We start from the raw sequence: 20,274 nt of genomic DNA, 5'->3' as shown, positions 1-20,274 counted from the left end.
TTCCAGGGCGATGCGCAGCATCGAACCCGGAATCTCGAGATTCCGGGTTCGATGCTGCGCATCGCCCTGGAATGACGGTGGAGGCGGATTGCTTCCTGACCCTGCAGCGGACAAAATGGCCGCCAATCGCTCCCCAAAAAATATGGAGGACCTCATGGGAACCAGCATCACTTTCAAGCGTCCCGACGGCAAGGACGCGGCCGGCTATCTCGCCAATGCCGCGCGCGGCAATGCGCCGGGCGTGGTCGTGATCCAGGAATGGTGGGGGCTGCAGGACCAGATCAAGGGCATGTGCGACCGCTTCGCCGTGGCCGGCTTCGACGCGTTGGCGCCGGATCTCTACAAGGGCACGGTGGTGCCGTATCACGACACCGACGCCGCCGGCAAAGAGATGAACTCGCTGGATTTCATGGATGCGACGACGCAGACGGTGCGCGGCGCCGCGCAATATCTCGCCAAGAACGGCGCCAAGGTCGGCCTGACCGGCTTTTGTCTCGGCGGTGCTGTCACCATCATCGGCGCCACCAGGATTCCGGAGCTCACGGCCGGTGTCGTGTTCTACGGCATCCCGCCGGAGCAGGCGGCAAAACCGGCGGATGTGAAAATTCCGCTGCAGGGCCATTTCGCCAACAAGGACGACTGGTGCACGCCGGCGCTGGTCGATGGTTTCGAAAAGGCGATGAAGGAAGCGGGAAAGTCGCTGGAGCTGTTCCGCTATGACGCCGAGCACGGCTTCGGCAATGAACAGCGCCTGTCGGTGCACGACCGGCAGTGCGCGGAGCTCGCCTGGGGCCGCGCGACGGAGTTTTTCAGGAAGCATCTGGGGTGAGATCAAGCGCCTCCTCGTCATTGCCTGCGACAAACGCAGGCGTTTGCGCAAGGGAGTGTCGCGACGAAGCAATCCATCTTGCGTCCCTAACACTGGATTGCTTCGCGGAGCCTGTCATCGGGCGCGCATCCGCGCGACCCGTCGGCTCGCAATGACGGTGGAGTTGTAAATGAAAGTCTTCTGCACAGGCGCGTCCGGTTATATCGGCGGATCGGTGGCCGCTCATCTCGCGGCCGCCGGACATCAGGTCACCGGCCTGGTTCGTTCCCCGGAAAAGGCCGACGCGGTGCGCACCCGCGGCATCGAGCCGTTATCGGGAACGCTGGATGACGCGGAAATCCTCGCGCAGGCGGCGCGCGCCGCCGACGTCGTCATCAATGCGGCGAGCGCCGATCACACCGGCGCGGTGGATGCCCTGCTCGGCGCGCTGGCCGGAAGCGGCAAGCCTTTCATCCACACCTCGGGGTCGAGCATCATCGGCACGCAATCCAAGGGCCAGCGCTCTGATGCGGTGTTCGATGAAGACACGCCGTTTACGCCATCGCCTGCGCGTGCGGCGCGGGTCGCGCTGAACGAATTGATCCTCTCCTATCGCGACAAGGGCTGCCGTCCCGTCATCATTTGCCCGAGCCTGATCTACGGCATCGGCCACGGGGCGGGGCGCGACAGCGTGCAGGTACCTTTCCTGATAAAGCTCGCGAAAAAACGCGGCAACGCGGCCCATGCCGGTCCCGGCGAGAATATCTGGTCGAACGTTCATATCGACGATCTCGTGACGCTCTATGCGCTTGCGATCGAGAAGTCGCCGGCCGGTGCGTTCTACTTCGCCGAGAACGGCGAGGATTCGATGCGCGAGGTTTGCGAAGCCATCAACCGCATGCTGGGTTTTGCTGGACCGCCATCGGCGATGTCGATGGAAGAGGCGGCCGCCGAATGGGGCGAGGGCACGGCTGAAAACACCATGGCTTCCAACAGCCGCGTGCGCGCGGTGCGGGCACGGCAGCTCGGCTGGAAGCCGCAGGCGCGCAGCCTGATCGAGGAGATCGAAGAGGGGTGTTATCGGTAGCAACGAAGTCGTCGTCCCGGCGAAGGCCGGGACGCATACGCCGCAGCTTATCGGTTAGAAATCAGTGTTCGACGACTCCCGTAACCACGAACAGTGGTGGTTATGGGTCCCGGCGTTCGCCGGGACGACATGCCGGCCCTACTGCTTCACCCCATCCCACCACGCACACGTGCCCGACATCAGCTGGTAATTACCTTCCATCACCTGCACCGGCGCGCGCAGGCCTTCGGTGGCGGCTTGCATCCGCATCTGGCGCGCGGTCTCGCGGTCTTTTGGCGGCAGCCAGACGCGCTCGTGTCCCCACAGGCTCGGGCCGTGATGCATTTCGACCGGCTGCCATGTCGCGGGATCGATCTGGCGGCCGCCCCAGCCGCATTCGATCATGAAGGACGACGGTGTCTTGGCGTAGAATGAGGTCATGAAATCGTTGGTGTGGCGGCCGAGCGTGACGCCGATTCGGTCCGGCTGCATCATTGCGATGTCGTAGGATTGCCCGACATCGTCGAGCGAGAACAATTCCACCATCAGATGATGCATGCCGTTCTTGCCGGTCTCGATCAGCGCCAGGCTGTGATGCCGCGCGTTGACGTGAAAGAAATAGGCGCGGAACGGCTTTTCGATGTAGTCGGAAAGCCCGAAGCCGAGCACGTCGACATAGAACGCCATCATCGGATCGATGTGCTCGACGGTCAGTACGGCATGTCCGAGGCCGAGCGGACCGGTGCGAAAGCCCGAGATCGAGCGGCCCGGACTGAACGGCGTCTCGTCGATCTCGGCGCCGTAAAACGCCTCGAGCCGGTTGCCGCCGGGATCGCGAAACGAGATCAGGCCGCGCACGCGCCGGGCATCGGCCAGCGTCTTTGGCTCGGCCGTGACATTGACGCCGGCTTGTTCGAGCCGGACTGCAAGCTGGTCCAGCGCCGCCGCGTCGGCGACTTCCCAGCCGAAGAAGCGCGCGCCTTCGCCCATCGCGCGGTCGATGACGATGCGCTGCTTGCGGTCGTCCATCCGGAAGGCCAGCAGCGAGTTGCCGCGCTCGACCGCCTGCAGGCCGACCAGCGAGGTCCCGAACTGGCGCCAGTCCTCCAGCGCATCCGATCCGAAGCCCGCGTATCCCAGACCCAGCAATGCCATCCCTTGCCTCCGCCTGCTTGTTGTTTTCGGGCGTTGTTGCCGCCGCCGCTTGGGCCGGATGCTACGCGGATTTTGCCCGTTTCAAACCCCAAAAGATGGCCGGCGGGCCAGGCACGGGCAGGCCAGGGCGCCAGGGCCTCCCTTGACATCGCTCGCGGCGGATGGTGATTAAGCGCCATGAGCACCGCCGTCCGCCCATCCCGTCTTTGGTGGCGCACCTCTTAAAGAGGTGGCCGGTGCGATTTCATTTTAACAATCGTCGAAGGTCGCCATCGCAGTGCGACCGGCGGTTAGTTTGTTTGCCCTTCGTTTGTCCTGTGTGGCGTTCCCTCACCAAGTTTCGTAAGAGGATCACATGAACAGGACCGTCTTCTCCCTGCCCGAGCACAGCGAATACCGGACCGCCAGTGGTCTTGCGATCTCGCGCACCGTTGAGCAATTTTCCGGCGACGCCAAGCGGCTCGATGACCTGATCGACCTGCTCGACCGCCGCCGTGGCGTGGTGCTGTCTTCGGGCACCACGGTGCCGGGCCGCTACGAGAGCTTTGACCTCGGTTTTTCCGACCCGCCGCTGGTGCTGGAAACCGAGGGCGCGAATTTCGCGCTTAGCGCGCTTAACGGGCGCGGCGAGGTGCTGATCGCCTTTCTCGGCGACGTCCTGCGCGAGCCTTGCGTCGTCGTCACCGAGCAGAGCGCGTCGCGTCTCGCCGGCCATATCATCCGCGGACCCGCGCCTGTCGATGAAGACCAGCGCACCCGCCGCGCCAGCGTGATGTCGCTGGTGCGCGATCTCGTCGCAAGCTTCACCGCCAATGACGATCCGCTGCTCGGCCTGTTCGGCGCCTTCGCCTACGACCTCGTATTCCAGATCGAGGACCTCGTGCAGAAGCGCGCGCGCGAGGCCGACCAGCGCGACATCGTGCTGTATGTGCCGGATCGCCTGCTCGCCTATGACCGCGCCACCGGCCGCGGCGTGGTGCTGAGTTACGATTTCAGCTGGAACGGCAGATCCACCGCCGGCCTGCCGCGCGACACCGCCGAGAGCGTCTACGCCAGGACGCCGCGGCAGGGTTTTGCCGATCACGCGCCCGGCGAATACCAGGCGACGGTTGAGACCGCACGCGCCGCGTTCGCGCGTGGCGATCTGTTCGAGGCGGTGCCCGGGCAGTTATTCGCCGAGCCGTGCGAGCGTTCGCCGGCCGAAGTGTTCCAGCGGCTCTGCCGCATCAACCCGTCGCCCTATGGCGCGCTGATGAATCTCGGCGAGGGCGAGTTTCTCGTCGCCGCCTCGCCGGAAATGTTCGTGCGCTCCGACGGACGGCGGGTCGAGACCTGCCCGATCTCGGGCACCATCGCGCGCGGTGTCGACGCGATCGGCGATGCCGAGCAAATCCGGCAATTGCTGAATTCGGAAAAAGACGAATTCGAACTCAACATGTGCACCGACGTCGACCGCAACGACAAGGCGCGCGTCTGCGTGCCCGGCACCATCAAGGTGCTGGCGCGGCGCCAGATCGAGACCTACTCAAAGCTGTTCCACACCGTCGACCATGTCGAGGGCATTCTTCGCCCCGGCTTCGACTCGCTCGATGCGTTCATGACCCACGCCTGGGCGGTGACGGTGACGGGTGCACCGAAATTATGGGCGATGCAGTTCGTCGAGGACAATGAGCGCTCGTCCCGGCGCTGGTATGCCGGCGCGATCGGTGCTGTGAATTTCGACGGCAGCATCAACACCGGGCTTACCATCCGCACCATCCGGATGAAGGACGGGCTCGCCGAAGTGCGCGTCGGCGCGACCTGTCTGTTCGATTCGGATCCCGCCGCCGAAGACAGGGAATGCCAGGTCAAGGCGGCCGCCCTGTTCCAGGCGCTGCGCGGCGATCCGCCGAAGCCGCTGTCGGCGTTCGCGCCGGATGCCACCGGTTCGGGCAAGAAGGTGCTGTTGATCGATCACGACGACAGTTTTGTGCACATGCTGGCGGATTATTTCCGGCAGGTCGGCGCATCCGTGACCGTGGTCCGGCACGTTCATGCGCAGCAGATGCTGAACCAGAAGAACTGGGATCTGCTGGTGCTGTCGCCGGGTCCGGGCCGGCCCGAGGATTTCGGGATCTCGAAAACCATTGGAACGGCGCTGGAGAAGAAGCTGCCGATCTTCGGCGTCTGCCTCGGCGTGCAGGCAATTGGCGAATATTTCGGCGGCCAGCTCGGGCAACTCGGTCAGCCCGCGCACGGCCGGCCGTCGCGGGTCCAGGTGCGGGGCGGGCGGTTGATGCAGAACCTGCCCAATGAGATCGTGATCGGCCGCTATCACTCGCTCTATGTCGAGCGCGACAGCGTGCCCGACGTGCTCACGGTCACCGCGACCACCGAGGACGGCGTCGCGATGGCGATCGAACACAAGACCCTGCCGGTCGGCGGCGTGCAGTTTCACCCGGAATCGCTGATGTCGCTCGGCGGGGAGGTGGGTTTACGTATTGTCGAGAACGCGTTCCGGCTGCATGTTGCGGCGAATTGAGTGCAAGACATTTACACTGGTCATTCCGAGGCGATGCGAAGCATCGAACTACGATGTGCTATTGCACATCTGAGAATCTCGAGATTCCGGGTCTGGTGCTTGCGCACCATCCCGGAATGACAGTGGGGAAAAGAGAAACCGATGACGTTTGAACATGATCTGAAAGCCACCGTCCGCACCATTCCGGATTACCCGAAGAAGGGCATCCTGTTCCGCGATATCACCACGCTGCTCGCGGATGCGCGCGCGTTCCGCCGCTCGGTCGATGAACTGGTGCAGCCCTGGGCCGGCAGCAAGGTCGACAAGGTCGCCGGCATCGAGGCGAGGGGCTTCATCCTCGGCGGTGCTGTGGCGCATCAGGTCTCCGCCGGCTTCGTGCCGATCCGCAAGAAAGGCAAGCTGCCGCACACCACCGTGCGGATCGCCTATTCGCTGGAATACGGCCTCGATGAAATGGAGATGCATGCCGACGCCGTGCAGCCCGGCGAACGTGTCATCCTGGTCGACGATCTCATCGCTACCGGCGGCACCGCGGAAGGCGCGGTGAAGCTGCTGCGCCAGATCGGCGCCCACGTGGTCGCGGCCTGCTTCGTCATCGACCTGCCTGATCTGGGCGGCGCCGACAAGCTGCGGGCAATGGACGTGCCGGTGCGAACGCTGATGGCGTTCGAAGGGCATTGAGTTTTCTTCCTCGTCGTCCCTGCGAACACGTGCGCAGGGACGACATTAGACCGCAGCGGCGCCGAGTTGTTTGCGCCAATAGAGCAGGCGCTCCTTCAACAGCGCATCCCTGATGTAGGACGTCTCTTCCTCTTCCAGCCGCTCGCACTCCTCGAAGGTCAGATTTTCCGGCCCATGCGTGGTCCATGCCGCCTGCAGGCTGCGGCAGGTGTGGCTGCCCTGGCGCAGCGAAAACCAGATCCGGTTCTGGATCTTTTCGAGGTCAGGGGCCTGACCGACCCATTGCTCGGCCGAGGCCTTGCTGCGGATCACGAAAATCCCCGCGATGGTCTTCCGCTCCTTGTAGGCGGCGATGGCGGCTTTTCTGTCTGATGTCACCGGAGGCCTCGCGCGGAGATTTGCTGTCGGGGAGGCGGTACCAGTCCGACGGGCCTGCGTCAATATTATCCGGGTAATATTGTTTGGTCGGCTTCACGACCTCTGCAGCATCCGGCTGAGCTCCAGCTCGCGGAAGCTGGTGTAGTTCCTGCGGATCCATTGATGCAGTTCGGTCGAGGAATCCTTCTCCTGGCGCAGATAGCCCGTGAAGGAGAAGGTCAGCCGGTCGATATAGGTCTTCAGGAACACCGGCAGCGCCGAGATCCGCAGCACGCGTCCCCGTTCCATCGCGGCGGGCAGTTCGCCGCGTACGACGTGCTCATTGTCGATCGCGATCAGGGCATTCGCAGGAATTTGCTGTTTCAGCATGTTGTAGGCCGTGGCCGAGGCGCGGTCGGTATCGGCCACGAACAGGATCACCGGCGCGACGCCGCGGCGCACGGCTTCCTTCATGAAGCCGATCTCATCGGTCATCTTGAAGAACTCGTCGAAAGCATGGAAACCGAGGTCGATGACCTTGGCGACGCTGTCATTGACGATCAGGCGGTCCATCAGCTGCATCTTGCCGAAGGTGTCGATGACGTCGGCCGTCTCGGTGGTGCGCGGCAGATATTCCAGCAGCGAGGGTTCCTTCAGATTGATGTCGAAGGAGATCACCGTGCCGTTCTTCAACAGCAGGAATTCGCTGAGCAGCCGCGCGATCAGCGTCTTGCCGACCAGCGGGCGGGGCGAGCAGATGATGTAGACGGACGTGGGGCTCATCACGCGCTATATCAGGCGATTTTTCCGCCTAATCCAGCCCCATCGCGCACCTGGCGCGATTATTTTTCGCCGCTGCGGGTGCTCGATTTGCCGCTGCCGCTGCCGCCGCCGACCAGGTCGGTCAGCTTGATGCGGTCGAACTCGCTCCAGACATTGGCGAGCCAGTGCCGGACATAGCCGCGGAGCACGAACGAATAGTTCGCGGCCTCGTCGTTGGTGCCCTTGTTGGCGACGAATTTGAGGAACGGCACCGAGGAGACCTCGACCTGCTCATAGGCCATTTCGTTGAGCTTGGGGATCGTGAGCTCGGTGGCATCCTTGATGCGGTGGAAATAGGAATTGTAGGTCGCCTGGTCCCACTGGAAGAACTGGGTGTCGTTGATGAAGTTCTTCACCAGGTAATATTTGGCGCCCTGCATGAAATTGGCGGTCTCGGCGATTTCGTCCAGCGAGGCGATCGAGGGGCCCAGGATATGGAACACCGCAAAGGTGATCTGGCCGGCCTTGGCGGCATCGAGAAAGCCGATGTCGCGGAGCGAGGCCAGCGCCGGCGACAGCAGTCCGGCGCGCACGTCGATCACGGTCACCGAGGTCCCGGCATTGAGCGTGTCGAAGATCTTCATCTGGTCCGCGGTCGTCGTCATGTCGACGATCTGGGTGATGTCGGGGTGGAAGCGCATCAGCGTGCCGCGCGGCGACTCGGTGTCGAACGCCCGGGTCGGGACGTTGTTGGCACTGAAATAATCCAGGAGCGTTCGCGACACGGTCGTCTTGCCGACCCCGCCCTTGTCCGCGCCCACCACAATCACGACTGGCTTTGCCATGGAATTTCCTACTACGCGCCCCCGATCGCGGGAGCGATCGGCAGGTCCCCATATACCTGTTTGGGCGCGAACATGGCAGAAACAAGGGAGAATTCAATTCCTTGAGCCCGCACCGGCGTTATTCGTAGGTAATTCGTTAATGTCGCCGTACCGAGGGCTCAGCTGTGCCGGCCCCAGGGTCCCCAGCCAGGACCCTGTCGTCCGCCCTGCCGCTGACCTTGCGGCAGGCCCGCGGGCGCTGCGGCATCGCTCCACGGACCGTGGGTGACCGGGGGCGGCAGCTGGTCCGCCGACTGCGGTTCCGCCTGATCCTCCGGCTCGTCGTCGGCCTCGTCAGGCAAGGCCAGCGGGCCCGGATCGCGGCCGCCGGCATATTGCACCAGCGCCTTGACCCGCGAATCCACCGACGGATGGGTCGCGAACAGATCGGCAAATCCCTCGCGGGGATTGTCGAAGCACAGTTCCATCACAGCCGAGGTGGCGCCGGGAAGCTCGCCGCGATTTTCGATCTTGCGCAGCGCCGTGATCATGGCGTCCGGGTTCTTGGTCAGTTCGACCGAGCCGGCGTCGGCCAGCAATTCGCGCGACCGCGACAGCGCCAGTTTGACCACCTGCGACAGCAGCCAGGCCAGCAGGATCAGCGCGACCGCGATGATGACGACGATGATCGCACCGCCGCCGGAGCTCTTGTTGTCGCTGTCCGAGGACGAAGAGGACGACGAACGTGAGGACGAGGATGACCACGATCCGCCGGACGAATTCCACGACAGGTTGGTGAACATGCGGAAGAACAGTTCGCCGAAGAAGCCGACCACGCCGGCGATGATGACCGCGATCACCATCAGCTGCACGTCGCCGTTGCGGATATGGGTCAGCTCATGGCCCAGCACCGCCTCGACCTCCTGGTCGTTGAGCGTCCTCAGCAGCCCTGTGGTGACGGTGATGGCGTATTGCCGGCGGTTGAGGCCGCTCGCGAATGCGTTCAGCGCCGGGCTGTCCATCACCTTCAGCTTCGGCATCGGAAGGCCGCGCGAGATGCAGAGGTTTTCCAGGAGATTATAGAGCCGCGGCTGCTGCTTTCGCGTCACGTCCTCGCCGCCGGTGACGGCGTCGATCATGTTCTGGTGGAAAAAATACGCGATCACGATCCAGAGCGCCGCGATGCCTGTCGCATAGGGAAAGGCCGTGACCAGATCGCGCCCTGCGGCCCGCAAATAATAATCGACCGAGGCGTCGCTGCGGATCACGACTTCCGCGAGCAGCGCGCCGGCATAGACCAGCACGTAGATCAGCAGGAACAGGCCGGCGAGCAGCAGCATCGAACGAAACTTGTTCGATGCAATATGCGTGTAGAGCCCGTACGCGGCCATGATGTGCTGTTTCTCGCTGGAATGTCGCGGGCCGTTAGAATTTTACGGTCGGCACGACCTCGACTTCGGTGCGGCTGGCGCCGAGATCGAAGAATTCCTTTTTGGTGAAGCCGAACATGCCGGCGAACAGCGCGGCGGGCAGCTGCTGGATGCCGGTGTTGTATTCCTGAACCGCGTTGTTGAAGAAGCGGCGGCTCGAGGCGATCTTGTTTTCGAGGTCGGACAGTTCGCCGGCGAGCTGCTGGAAATTGGTGTTGGCCTTGAGGTCCGGATAGGCCTCCGACAGCGCGATCAGGCGGCCGAGCGCACCGCTCAGCTGGTTCTCGGCGGCGCCGATCTGCGCCGGCCCTTGCGCGGACATCGCGGAGTTGCGGGCCTTGATCACGTCGTCGAGCGTGCCGCGCTCGTGGCTGGCGTAGCCCTTTACGGTCTCCACCAGGTTCGGGATCAGGTCGTGGCGCTGCTTGAGCTGCACGTCGATGTCGGCAAAGGCCTGGCCGACACGCTGGCTCAGCGCGACCAGGCGGTTATACGCACCGATGGCGAACAGCACGAGAATGACAATGACGCCGATAACGATCCAGCTCGTCGACATGGCAAACAACTCCTGATGAGGCGAAGAAAGTGTGGAACCTAGACGAAAACCGGGGCGTGCGGCAGCCCGCCGCGACGTGGGGTTTCGTTTAGTCGAAACCAGGGCGGGATAAGTTCACTCTTTCGTCGCCCCGGCGAAGGCCGGGGCCCATACGCCGCGGCCTTTCGTTGGGCACGCTGACGAACGCTTTCTTCGCCTAACTGGTGCCGGTGGCTATGGGTCCCGGCCTTCGCCGGGACGACCCGTTTGCTCCGCCACCGCATCCCCCCAGCGCCAGCGCCGGGCAACGGCATAATCCGCCTTGGCGCGGCGGGGCGTCCGGCTGAGGACCAGGCCGGCCGGGGTGCAAAGCTTGGCCGTGACTTCGACCTTGGAGACGGCCGGCTGTGACAACACCCGGGCCGGGCGCGCCGCTAACGGCGCGCGTGTTAACGCCACATAGGCGAATCTTTCGTCCTCGTAGGGCAGCTCGGCGCCCTTGACCTGCTTGTGCGCGCGCGAGCGTTGCAGGCGCTGGGTGAAATGACACCAGTCCGGCGCGGCAAGCGGACATGTTCCGTCGTGCGGGCAGGGGGCGGCGACATGCGCGCCGGCCGCGATCAAGCGCTCGCGCAGCGCGATGATCCGCGCATAGCCCGCCGGTGTGCCGGGCTCGACCACCAGCAGCGTCTCGCGGGTCTTTTCCCACATCAGCCCGGCGAGTGCGCTTTGTTCGGTGGCACTGAGTTCGCCGATCACGTAGCTGGCGATGACGAGGTCGGCGGCGTCAGCCTTGATCAGGGCGCTGCGTGCCTCGCTGCGTTCGTATTGGAGTTCGCGCAGGCGAAAACTCTCGCTGACCAGATCGAGCGCCAGTTTGCGCAACGCGTCGTTGGCGTCGAGCAGGGTAAAGCTTCGCAGCGAGGAAAATGCTTCCGCCGCTGCCCAACTCGCTGTGCCCGGCCCGGCGCCGATATCGAGCAGGGTTTTGGGCGCAAAATCGGGGCGGATTTCACCGAGCGCATTCAGGCTGGCGGTGACCGCGGCATAGGTCGCCGGCATCCGCGCCAGCGCATAGGCCAGTGCATCGGTCTCGGATCGGATCGTGCCGGAGCCGCCGCCATCGCGGTAATTTTTCGAGATCAACGCCGAGCGTTCCGCCGCGTCGCTCCGCGAAAAACCGCGCAGCTTGACGTCAAGCGCGGCTTTCAGTTCGGCGGGGAGGTCGGGTGAGGTCATCGCCTGCCGTCATCCTCACGTCATTCCGGGATGGTCCAAAGGACCAGACCTCAGGTGCGCAATTGCGCACCGGGGAATCTCGAGATTCCGGGTTCGCTTCGCGCCCCGGAATGACGACGTTGGTCCTACGCCACGTGCTGGTCGAGGATCTTCACGGCGTCGTCGAGGCCGACCGAGACCAGTTGCGACACCCCGCGTTCGGCCATGGTGACGCCGAACAGCCGGTTCATCCGCGCCATCGTGATCGGATTATGCGTGATGATGATGAAGCGGGTTTCGGTCGAGGACGTCATTTCATGCAAGAGGTTGCAGAACCGTTCGACGTTGTGGTCGTCGAGCGGCGCGTCGACTTCGTCCAGCACGCAGATCGGCGAAGGATTGGTGAGGAACACCGCAAAGATCAGCGCCAGCGCGGTCAGCGCCTGCTCGCCGCCCGACAGCAGTGAGAGCGTCTGCGGCTTCTTGCCGGGCGGCTTGGCGATGATTTCGAGGCCGGCTTCCAGCGGATCTTCGCTCTCGATCAGGTGCAATGCGGCTTCGCCGCCGCCGAACAATTCGGTGAACAGCCGTTTGAAGTGCTCGTTGACGGTTTCGAACGAGGTCAAGAGCCGCTCGCGCGCCTCCTTGTTGAGGCTTTGGATGCCCTGGCGCAGCCGCTTGATGGCTTCGACGAGGTCGTCGCGTTCGGTGGTCAATGCCGTGTGCTGGGTCTCGACTTCACGCAGCTCTTCCTCGGCGCGCAGATTGACCGCGCCAAGCCGCTCGCGGTCGCGGCGCAGCTTTTCTAGGTTTTCCTCGATCTCGGCGAGCGGCGGCAATTCCGCGCCCGGCTCGAGTTCGGCCAGACCAGCCACGGCATGCGGTTCGACTTCGAGCATGTCGTGGATTTCGCGCTCGATGTCGGAGAGGCGGCGCCTGGTGCCGTCCATGCGTTCCTCGGCGCGGGCGCACGCCTCGCGGGCGCTGGAGAGCGCTTCCAGCGAAGCCTTTGCCTCGCGGTCGGTCTCCGCCATCACGCTCTCGGCCGCAGCCAGCGCATCCGCGGCGACGCGGCGCGCGCTTTCGGCGGACTCGATCTCGCTGATCAGCGCGCGGCGCTTCTGGGCGAACAGCGCCGGCGCGTCTTCGAGCTCGGCACGCTCTGCGGTCACTTCGGTGACGCGGGCTTCGATGGTGGAAACCTGCGAGGCTGCGCTTTGCTTGCGGTTCTGCCATTCGGTGCGCTCGGCGAGGATCGCCTGCACACGGCGGTCGGCCAGTTCAGCCTCGCGCGCCAGCGCCTGCGCTTCGGCACGCACTTGTGCTGCGAAGCGGCGATGGCCCTCGATGTCGGTGCGAACGGTGCCGAGCCTGGTTTCGGTCTCGAGGCTCGGCGGCAGCTCGGCCAGCACCGCATTGGCGTTCTCATGCGCGGCCTCGACCTCGGCACGGTCGGCGGCAATGCGCGTATGGGCTTCTGTCAGCGTCGCTTTGCGTGCGGCGTGGCGGTTGATCTCGCGCTCGGTCGCGGCATGGCGTTCGCGTGCGGCATCGGCCTCGCGCTGCGCGGCACGCCAGGCGTCACGGGCAGCAGACTCGGCGCCCGATGCCGCCTTCAATTCGCTCTCGGCGTCTTCCAGCGCCTGCCGCTTGGCGGCCGCATCGCTACGGGCCTGCTCCAGCTCGTTTTCGATATCGACCAGGCGGGCGCGTTCGGCGAGACGCCGTGCGGCGCCGGTCGGGGCGTGGGCGGCGGCGACAAAGCCGTCCCAGCGCCAGACGTCGCCTTCCAGCGACACCAGCCGCTGGCCGGTCTTCAGCTGAGACACCAGTTCCGCGCCGCGCTCCTTGGCGACGACGCCGATCTGCGCCAGACGGCGCGCCAACTCGGACGGCGCTTCGACATGGGCGGCAAGCGCTTCGACGCCCGCGGGCAACGCCGGATCGTCGAAGGTTGCACCCGCATTGGTCCAGCGCATCGGCGCGGACGGATCGATCGGTGCATCGAGGTCGTCGCCGAGCACGGCGCCAAGCGCCTTTTCGTACCCCTTGGTGACGGTGACGCCATCGATGATCGGCGGCCACAGGTTCTTGGTCTCGCCATTGACGAGCTTTGAAATCGTGCGCGCTTCGGTCTCTAACCGTTGCACGCGCTTGTCGGCTTCCGCCAGCGGCGCACGTGACGCTTCCAGCCGTGCACGCGCGGCGACATGGCCGGCCTCGTTGGCCTGCGCGGCGGCTTCCGATGCGGCGAGCGTTTCCTGCGCGGTTTCCATGGCGCCGGCAAGCGCGTCGATGTCGCCGAGATTGCCGGTTTCCTGCGCGAGCTTGGTTTCCTCAGCCTGGACGTTGGCGATTTCCTGGTCGAGCCGGGCCAGGCGGTCGCGATGGGTGCGCACGCCGGCCTCTAACTGGTTGCGCTTGGCGGTGAGGTCGGCCAGCACCGTCGTCAATTCCGAGAACATGCGCTCGGCGGCGGCCAGCGTCGCTTCCGCTTCGGAGACGCGTTCATCGACGCCGCTGCGCTTCTCGACGCGCGACTTGATCTCTTCCTTGATTTCCGAATCTTCGGTGTCGAGCCGCAGCAAGGCGACTTCGGCGTCCGAGGTCTGCTGCTGTTCGCGTGCGATGTCGGCGGTGAACTGGGTCAGGCGGCGGTCGAGTTCGGCGACACGCTCCTTCGCGCGCTCTTCCTCGCGGTCGAGCAGCTCGCGCGCATTGGTGAGGCGTTGCAGTCCGGCCGCGGCGCGGGCTTCGCCCTCGCGCAGCGCGGGCAGTTCGGAGGCGCGGATCGCCTGGATACGGGCCGCTTCAGCCTGTTCACGGGTGCGTTCAGCCATCTCGCGCACGTTGAGGTCATGGGTGCGCGCGGCTTCCGCCACGTCGGTGTTGGCTTCGAGCCAGCGCAGATGGAACAGCGTGGCCTCGGCCTTGCGCACCTTGGCGGCGACTTCGCGGAACCGGATCGCCTGCCGCGCCTGCTTCTTCAAGCCGTCGACCTGGCCGGAGAGCTGGCCGATCACGTCCTCGACGCGGGTGAGGTTGGTCTCGGCCGCCCGCAGCCGCAATTCGGCTTCATGGCGGCGGGCGTGCAGCCCGGCGACGCCGGCGGCGTCTTCCAGCACGCGGCGGCGCTGTTCGGGCTTGGCCTGAATGATTTCGCCGATCTTGCCTTGGTGAACCAGTGCCGGCGAACGCGCGCCAGTGGCGGCATCGGCGAACAGGATCTGCACGTCACGGGCGCGGACGTCGCGGCCATTGATGCGATAGACCGAGCCTGCTTCGCGCTCGATGCGTCGGGAAATTTCCAGAATCTCGCGGTCGTTCATTGCCGCCGGCGCCGAGCGATCGGCATTGTCGATCGTCATCACCACTTCGGCGTGGTTGCGCGCCGGACGGTTGCCGGAACCGGCAAAGATCACCGCATCCATGTCGGCGGCGCGCAGCGATTTGTGCGAGGTCTCGCCCATCGCCCAGCGTAGTGCCTCGACAAGGTTGGATTTGCCGCAGCCGTTCGGCCCGACCACACCGGTCAGGCCGGGCTCGATCATGAAGTCGGTGGGTTCAACGAACGACTTGAAACCATGAAGGCGGAGGCGCGTGAGTTTCATGAACACGATTCTCTGTTGGCCGGGCGCGAATCTCCCTGCCGTGACAATACCATGGAAGGCAATGTCGGTGTGTGGATGAGTCGCGCGTTGCGTCTCTTATGGAGCGCGACAATGGCGAGGCCGGGGCCGAAGGGCAACGGGCGCGAAGGGCTTTTCCCAAGCCTTTTGTCGAGGTTTTTGCAGGGCTTACAGGCCCGTATGAATCCGGTGGGCGAATCAGGTTTTCAACAGGGATTTGTTCGCTTCGCGCGCCGGCCGATCAGGCCCGCTCCCTCAAAATGAGCCGATCAGCTCTTGAGCATCGAATTGATGCGCTTGCTGAACTCCTCGAAGCTCTGCTCGCCCTTGATCATCTCGCCATTGATGAAGAAGGTCGGCGTCGACTGCACCTTCAGCACCTCGGCGGCGTATTTCTGGTCGGCCGCGATCTTGTCGAGCAGCTTCTGGTCCTTGAGGCAATCTTCCACCGCCGCTTGCGTGAGGCCGGCCTGCTTGCCGATCCGGATCAGCGTCTCCGTGGTGTTCTTCAGCACCCAGTCGTTCTGCTGCTTGAAGAGGAGGTCGACGACCGCGAAATATTTCGGCGCGTCGTCCTTGGCGATGCAGCGCGCCAGCATCGAACCGGCGGCGGCCTTGATGTCGAGCGGGAATTCGCGGAACACGAAACGGATCTTGCCGGTGTCGATGAATTCCGCCTTGATCTTGGGGAACACCTGCTCCGTGAACGCTGCGCAATGCGAGCAGCTCATCGAGGCGTATTCGGTGATGGTGACCGAGGCATTCGCCGGGCCGAGCGCCATGTCCGGCAGCGACTGCGGCTTGGCGACGTCGGCGGCGCCCTGTGCCAGCGCGTCATTGATCAGCCGCAGCGGCGAGAAGCCGGCGAGGGCGGCAAGCCCGGTCAGCGAAAGGGCGGCGGTGAAGGCGCGGCGCGTGATGATCAAGGTCAGCTCCCGATTGGCGCGTTCACGCCCGAAGAAGTACGAAAAACGAGCCTTCGCGTAGCTTGAAACGATAATTGTGGCAATGGCAGGTTGCCGCGGGCCGGGCGCGCGGCAGGCTCAATTTCGCTTGATCGAGGCACCGAGCCGCGCCAGCGCGTCGCGCAATTCGTCATCCTCGACCGAGGACAGGGTTTTGGCGATCTCGGCGACCGCCTTCGGGTCCGGCGCGCGGGACGGTTTTGGCCGGTCCCGGCGCGACAGCGGCGCCTGCCGCAGCGCCAGCCGTCCGACCGCGCTCCAGCCGAAGAAGCGGTTGACCCGCTCCAGGATCACGTCGGAGGAATGCTGGATTTCCAGCGCCATCGGACCTTCCACCCGCAGCACCAGGGTGGCCGGTTCCTGCGGCTGGCCCTCGACCGGCCGCGGCCATTGCATCTTCAGCGGCTCGGAATGGGCCGCGATCTCGCGGCCTGCAATCTCAGCCCAGCGCGTCACCAGCTCGCGCGCGGCGAACCCCTGCTTAGCATAGGCGTCGGAAAACACGTCGCCGAGCAGGACGGAAAGCGGTTTTGCGGAGATCGGGCCGGGTTTTGCCATGGGGGCTTATAGCACGGAGCGGCTTGCGACAGGAACCGGGCAAAGAAAGACGTGGATGCTCGCGACAAGCACGGGCATGACGTGGAGAGAATGTCATCCCGCTATTACAGTGCCTTCATGAATCCTGCCGTGGCCACCAAACCCCGACGACGAGGAAGTGCGACGCCGGGCCGTCCCGCGCTGCTGCTCGATTGGTACGACCGGCATCGCCGCGTGCTGCCGTGGCGGCCGCCGGCGGGGGAGCGCGCGGTTCCCTACCGGATCTGGCTGTCCGAAATCATGCTGCAGCAGACCGGCGTCAAAACGGTCGGGCCGTACTTCCTGAAGTTTGTGACGCGCTGGCCCGATGTCGCGGCGCTTGGCCGGGCCTCGCTCGATGACGTGCTGCGGATGTGGGCCGGGCTCGGCTACTATTCGCGGGCGCGCAATCTGCACGCCTGCGCGGTGGCGGTGTTGCGCGACCATGGCGGGGTGTTTCCGGATACCGAAGAAGGTCTGCGCAGCTTGCCGGGGATCGGGCCGTACACGGCAGCGGCGATCTCGGCGATTGCGTTCGATATCAGAACCATGCCGGTCGACGGCAATATCGAGCGCGTGACGTCGCGGCTGTTCGCCGTCGAGGAGCCGCTGCCACAGGCCAAGCCGTTGATCCAGCAATTGGCAGCCACATTATTGGGTCCCTCCCGTGCCGGCGATAGCGCGCAGGCTCTGATGGATTTGGGCTCTTCGATTTGCACACCGAAGAAACCGGCATGTGTGCTGTGTCCGCTGAACGACGATTGCCTGGCACGGTCACGCGGCGATCAGGAGATTTTTCCGCGCAAAGCGCCGAAGAAGACGGGAACGATGCGCCGCGGCGCGGCCTTCATCGTCACGCGGGGCGATGAATTGCTGGTCCGCACCCGCGCGGAAAAAGGCCTGCTTGGCGGCATGACCGAAGTCCCGGGCTCGGACTGGCTCGCCGGCCAGGACGACAATGCGGCCTTGCAGCAGGCGCCGGCGCTCAAGGGGATCGCCAAATGGCATCGCAAGGTGGGCGTGGTGACGCATGTCTTCACGCATTTTCCGCTTGAGCTGGTGATCTACACGGCGAAGGTGGCCGCGCGGACGCGAGCACCGGACGGAATGCGCTGGGTCCCGATCGCGACGCTCGCGGGTGAGGCGCTGCCCAATGTCATGCGCAAGGCGATCGCGCACGGGCTAAATCTCTAGCAAGCCATCGCCAAATCCGGCTGTGGATGGAGCGCCAAACAGTAAAAGGCCTAAAATGGTATTTCGTGTCTTGATCATCGGTGGCACGGGGCAGGTGGGAGCTGCGGTGGTGCGCGCGCTGGCTGCTGAGCCGTCCTGCGCTGAAGTCGTGATGGTCAATCGCAGGGCGATTTCCCTGAGCGCTGATCCCCGTGTGCGGCAGGTGATCCTGGATACGGCAGCTGCTCAGTTTCCGGCAGAAGTGACCAAGCTTGCGCAGAGCATGGTTGCGCTAGGCGATCCTGTCTATGCGGCATCCTGTGTGGGTGTCGGCAAAGGCAGCTTGAAGTGGAGTGAGGAGGAATTGAAGGCCCTCGAAATTGGCGTGGTCGGTGGCTTTGCCCGCGGTTGTCAGGCCGGGGGTATCACACGGTTTTCACTGCTCTCGGCAGTGGGAAGCAGCTCGAAAAGCAGGATTCGCTATGTGCGGGTCATGGGGTTGAAGGAAGAGACGGTTCAAGGGATAGGCTTCCAACGCCTCGCGATTTTTCGTCCGGGAATTATCGCGGGCAATGCTCACACGCCGCGCTATGTGGCCTGGCTGGGGCGTCTGATTCCCGGACCTTTTGGCACGATTGAGCAGGACGATATCGGGCGCGCCTTTGTCGCTGAGTTCATCAGCAGTTCGGCCCCAAACGGGGTTATGTATCTCGAAAATGGAGCGATGAGACAGATGTCTCGTGCGCTTGAGTAGTCCACTATTTATTTGGGAGGCAGTTCTGGTCTGCTGACACCATGCTGTCAGCAGGCCTCCGCTACAACGCGGCGATCAGGAGGTTCCCATGATCGCAACCGCGCTCGACCATCTCACGCTCCCGCCATCCTCAAGACTGCTCGGCTGGCATCTGCTCGATGCACGGCCCAACGATGGCTGGATCCGGATCGGCTTCGACGGCCGCAAGGATTTCTGCAATCCGGCCGGCTTCGTCCAGGGCGGCATTCTCTCCGCAATGCTCGACGACACCATGGGGCCGGCGGTGTTCGCGATGACCGACGGAAAACTTTACACCGCGACCATCACCATGACCGTGAATTTTCTAACTCCGGCCAAGCCGGGCAAGATTGTCGGTGAAGCGACCGTGACACAGCTTGGCAAGACCATCGCCTTTGTCGAGGGCAGGCTGATGTCTGAAGATGGCACCGTCTTGGCAACGGCCACCACCAGCGCGCGGCTGGTCGAGACTGCGAAGCTATCAGGTCGTTAGCGCCCGAACTGCACGATCGGCGGCTTGGCGTTGAGGCCTTCGACCTGGAAACCGGCGACGCGCTTGTAATTGGCCGCGATGTCTTCCAATTCCTTGAGCGACAGCACGTCGGTGACGACCTCATAACCGTCGGGCGCGCGCTCCTCGACCATCTGCATCACCTGTTCCGGCCCGTTGCGCCGGTTCAGCATGACCAGATCAGTGGTCGCGGGCCGGCGCTCGGCCTCGTAGGCCGTGAGCGCGGCATTAGTCGGGCCGTGCGCCAGGATTTCGCGGGTGATCACACGGGCATCCAGAATCGCCTGCGAGGCGCCGTTGGAGCCGATCGGGTACATCGGATGCGCGGCGTCGCCCATCAATGTGACCCGGCCGAAGGTCCATTGCGGAATCGGATCGCGGTCGACCAGCGGATATTCGTACGCATGCGGGCAGTTGCGGATCAGGCCGGGCACGTCGAGCCAGTCGAATTTCCAGTCCTTAAACCAGGGCAGGAATTCGTCGAGCTTGGCGGTCCGGTTATAGTCCTCGCGGCGCCACTGATAGGTCGGCGGCATGTGCCGCTCGGCCACCCAGTTGATGCTAGACTTGCCTGAGGCGTCCGGCTGCTTCGAAATCGGATAGCAGACGAATTTCAGGATCTCGTGGCCGGCCATGATCATGGTGCGGCCCGACAGGAAGGCGTCAGATTTGGTGATGCCGCGCCACAGGATGCGCCCATTCCAGATCGGCGGGCCTTCCTGCGGATAAAGTTTTTCGCGGATCGCCGAATGAATGCCGTCGGCGGCAATCAGCAGCACGCCGTCATGGCTCCCGGCCGTTTTCCCGGTCGCCTTGTCGATGAATTCGGCGCGGACGCCATCGGCGCTTTCTGTCCAGCCGGTGAGATGGTGGCTGGTGAGGATGTTCTCTTTTCCGAGCCGTTCGGTCGCGGCGTCGAGCAGGATCTGCTGCAGCGTGCCGCGGTGGATCGAGAATTGCGGCCATTTGTAGCCGGCTTCGACGCCGCGCGGCTCGCTCCAGATCGGTTTGCCGTGCTTGGAAAAATACGCCAGTTCCTTGGTGCGGACGGCGGCCGCGTCGAGTTGGTCGTGCAGGCCGAGCTCGATCAGCTCGCGCACCGCATGCGGCAACACGTTGATACCGACGCCGAGCGGCCGAAGCTCCGGCACGCTTTCAAAGACGCGTGCGGGAACGCCGATCTGGTGCAGGCTGAGCGCCAGCGTCAGCCCGCCAATGCCACCGCCGGCGATGAGTACGGTCATGTCTACGCCTCTGTTACCTCCGGGGCGTCATGACATGAGGGGCGGCA

The 20,274-nt window shown here is 64.3% G+C and carries 18 protein-coding genes; 7 read left to right on the top strand and 11 right to left on the bottom strand.

Translation table 11 applies throughout. The annotated features are described in order from the left end of the window. Nucleotides 1–154: 154 nt before the first annotated feature. Both JQ597_RS32545 and JQ597_RS32540 read left to right on the top strand, forming a co-directional pair. Nucleotides 155–829, top strand: coding sequence for a dienelactone hydrolase family protein (locus JQ597_RS32545; RefSeq protein ID WP_212269513.1), 675 nt, complete (start codon nucleotides 155–157; stop codon nucleotides 827–829). 169 nt (nucleotides 830–998) lie between these two features. After that, nucleotides 999–1,895 (top strand): NAD-dependent epimerase/dehydratase family protein, encoded by an 897-nt coding sequence (locus tag JQ597_RS32540; RefSeq protein WP_212269512.1) that lies wholly within the window; start codon nucleotides 999–1,001, stop codon nucleotides 1,893–1,895. A 138-nt stretch (nucleotides 1,896–2,033) separates the two neighbouring features. Here JQ597_RS32540 and JQ597_RS32535 read toward each other — a convergent pair whose 3' ends face one another. Continuing rightward, complete coding sequence (locus tag JQ597_RS32535) at nucleotides 2,034–3,029, bottom strand: VOC family protein (protein WP_212269511.1); 996 nt, start codon at nucleotides 3,027–3,029, stop codon at nucleotides 2,034–2,036. A gap of 355 nt (nucleotides 3,030–3,384) precedes the next feature. On the opposite strand from JQ597_RS32535, the gene JQ597_RS32530 reads away from it, so the two are divergent. Together JQ597_RS32530 and JQ597_RS32525 are read left to right on the top strand one after the other, a co-directional pair. Beyond that, a complete protein-coding gene (locus tag JQ597_RS32530; protein WP_212269510.1) occupies nucleotides 3,385–5,550 on the top strand; it encodes an anthranilate synthase component I in 2,166 nt (721 codons plus the stop codon). A 141-nt stretch (nucleotides 5,551–5,691) separates the two neighbouring features. Next, the gene (locus JQ597_RS32525) at nucleotides 5,692–6,231 is read left to right on the top strand and encodes an adenine phosphoribosyltransferase (RefSeq protein WP_212269509.1); all 540 of its coding nucleotides are present in this window, start codon (nucleotides 5,692–5,694) and stop codon (nucleotides 6,229–6,231) included. Nucleotides 6,232–6,276: 45 nt separating this feature from the next. On the opposite strand, the gene JQ597_RS32520 is transcribed toward JQ597_RS32525, so the two are convergent. The 9 genes from JQ597_RS32520 to JQ597_RS32480 all read right to left on the bottom strand — a co-directional run bounded on the left by JQ597_RS32520 (nucleotide 6,277) and on the right by JQ597_RS32480 (nucleotide 16,509). Continuing rightward, nucleotides 6,277–6,609, bottom strand: a complete 333-nt coding sequence (locus tag JQ597_RS32520) for a GIY-YIG nuclease family protein (protein WP_212269508.1) — start codon at nucleotides 6,607–6,609, stop codon at nucleotides 6,277–6,279. A gap of 93 nt (nucleotides 6,610–6,702) precedes the next feature. Next, the gene (locus JQ597_RS32515) at nucleotides 6,703–7,371 is read right to left on the bottom strand and encodes a P-loop NTPase family protein (RefSeq protein ID WP_212269507.1); all 669 of its coding nucleotides are present in this window, start codon (nucleotides 7,369–7,371) and stop codon (nucleotides 6,703–6,705) included. 59 nt (nucleotides 7,372–7,430) lie between these two features. Then, nucleotides 7,431–8,195: a P-loop NTPase family protein gene (locus tag JQ597_RS32510; RefSeq protein ID WP_192738565.1), complete on the bottom strand. Its 765-nt coding sequence runs from the start codon at nucleotides 8,193–8,195 to the stop codon at nucleotides 7,431–7,433. A gap of 158 nt (nucleotides 8,196–8,353) precedes the next feature. Further along, on the bottom strand, nucleotides 8,354–9,565 hold the full coding sequence (locus JQ597_RS32505) for a M48 family metallopeptidase (protein ID WP_212269506.1): 1,212 nt from the start codon (nucleotides 9,563–9,565) through the stop codon (nucleotides 8,354–8,356). Between the two features lie 34 nt (nucleotides 9,566–9,599). Next, nucleotides 9,600–10,160: a LemA family protein gene (locus JQ597_RS32500; protein ID WP_212269505.1), complete on the bottom strand. Its 561-nt coding sequence runs from the start codon at nucleotides 10,158–10,160 to the stop codon at nucleotides 9,600–9,602. 213 nt (nucleotides 10,161–10,373) lie between these two features. After that, nucleotides 10,374–11,378: a small ribosomal subunit Rsm22 family protein gene (locus JQ597_RS32495; protein WP_212269504.1), complete on the bottom strand. Its 1,005-nt coding sequence runs from the start codon at nucleotides 11,376–11,378 to the stop codon at nucleotides 10,374–10,376. Nucleotides 11,379–11,503: 125 nt separating this feature from the next. Further along, nucleotides 11,504–14,968: a chromosome segregation protein SMC gene (gene smc / locus JQ597_RS32490; RefSeq protein WP_212269503.1), complete on the bottom strand. Its 3,465-nt coding sequence runs from the start codon at nucleotides 14,966–14,968 to the stop codon at nucleotides 11,504–11,506. 287 nt (nucleotides 14,969–15,255) lie between these two features. Beyond that, nucleotides 15,256–15,912 (bottom strand): DsbA family protein, encoded by a 657-nt coding sequence (locus JQ597_RS32485; protein ID WP_212269502.1) that lies wholly within the window; start codon nucleotides 15,910–15,912, stop codon nucleotides 15,256–15,258. Nucleotides 15,913–16,029: 117 nt separating this feature from the next. Continuing rightward, the gene (locus JQ597_RS32480; RefSeq protein ID WP_192738571.1) at nucleotides 16,030–16,509 is read right to left on the bottom strand and encodes a DUF721 domain-containing protein; all 480 of its coding nucleotides are present in this window, start codon (nucleotides 16,507–16,509) and stop codon (nucleotides 16,030–16,032) included. A gap of 117 nt (nucleotides 16,510–16,626) precedes the next feature. On the opposite strand from JQ597_RS32480, the gene JQ597_RS32475 reads away from it, so the two are divergent. From JQ597_RS32475 to JQ597_RS32465, 3 genes are all read left to right on the top strand, one after another. Then, nucleotides 16,627–17,721 carry an A/G-specific adenine glycosylase gene (locus JQ597_RS32475; RefSeq protein ID WP_249133753.1) on the top strand — a complete coding sequence of 365 codons (1,095 nt, stop codon included), beginning with the start codon at nucleotides 16,627–16,629 and terminating at the stop codon, nucleotides 17,719–17,721. Between the two features lie 55 nt (nucleotides 17,722–17,776). Further along, entirely contained in the window at nucleotides 17,777–18,454 is a 678-nt protein-coding gene (locus JQ597_RS32470) for a Rossmann-fold NAD(P)-binding domain-containing protein (RefSeq protein WP_212269500.1), read from the top strand. Nucleotides 18,455–18,542: 88 nt separating this feature from the next. Next, complete coding sequence (locus JQ597_RS32465; protein ID WP_212269499.1) at nucleotides 18,543–18,965, top strand: PaaI family thioesterase; 423 nt, start codon at nucleotides 18,543–18,545, stop codon at nucleotides 18,963–18,965. Here the strand turns inward: JQ597_RS32465 and JQ597_RS32460 are convergent. Then, entirely contained in the window at nucleotides 18,962–20,227 is a 1,266-nt protein-coding gene (locus tag JQ597_RS32460) for a flavin-dependent oxidoreductase (RefSeq protein WP_212269498.1), read from the bottom strand. The genes JQ597_RS32465 and JQ597_RS32460 overlap by 4 nt on opposite strands. Nucleotides 20,228–20,274: the final 47 nt, after the last annotated feature.

This window comes from Bradyrhizobium sp. AUGA SZCCT0177, assembly GCF_018130125.1.
In the GTDB taxonomy this organism is placed as follows: domain Bacteria; phylum Pseudomonadota; class Alphaproteobacteria; order Rhizobiales; family Xanthobacteraceae; genus Bradyrhizobium.
Note: the sequence above shows the minus strand (reverse complement) of the source record. Positions and strands in the feature narration are given on the sequence as shown.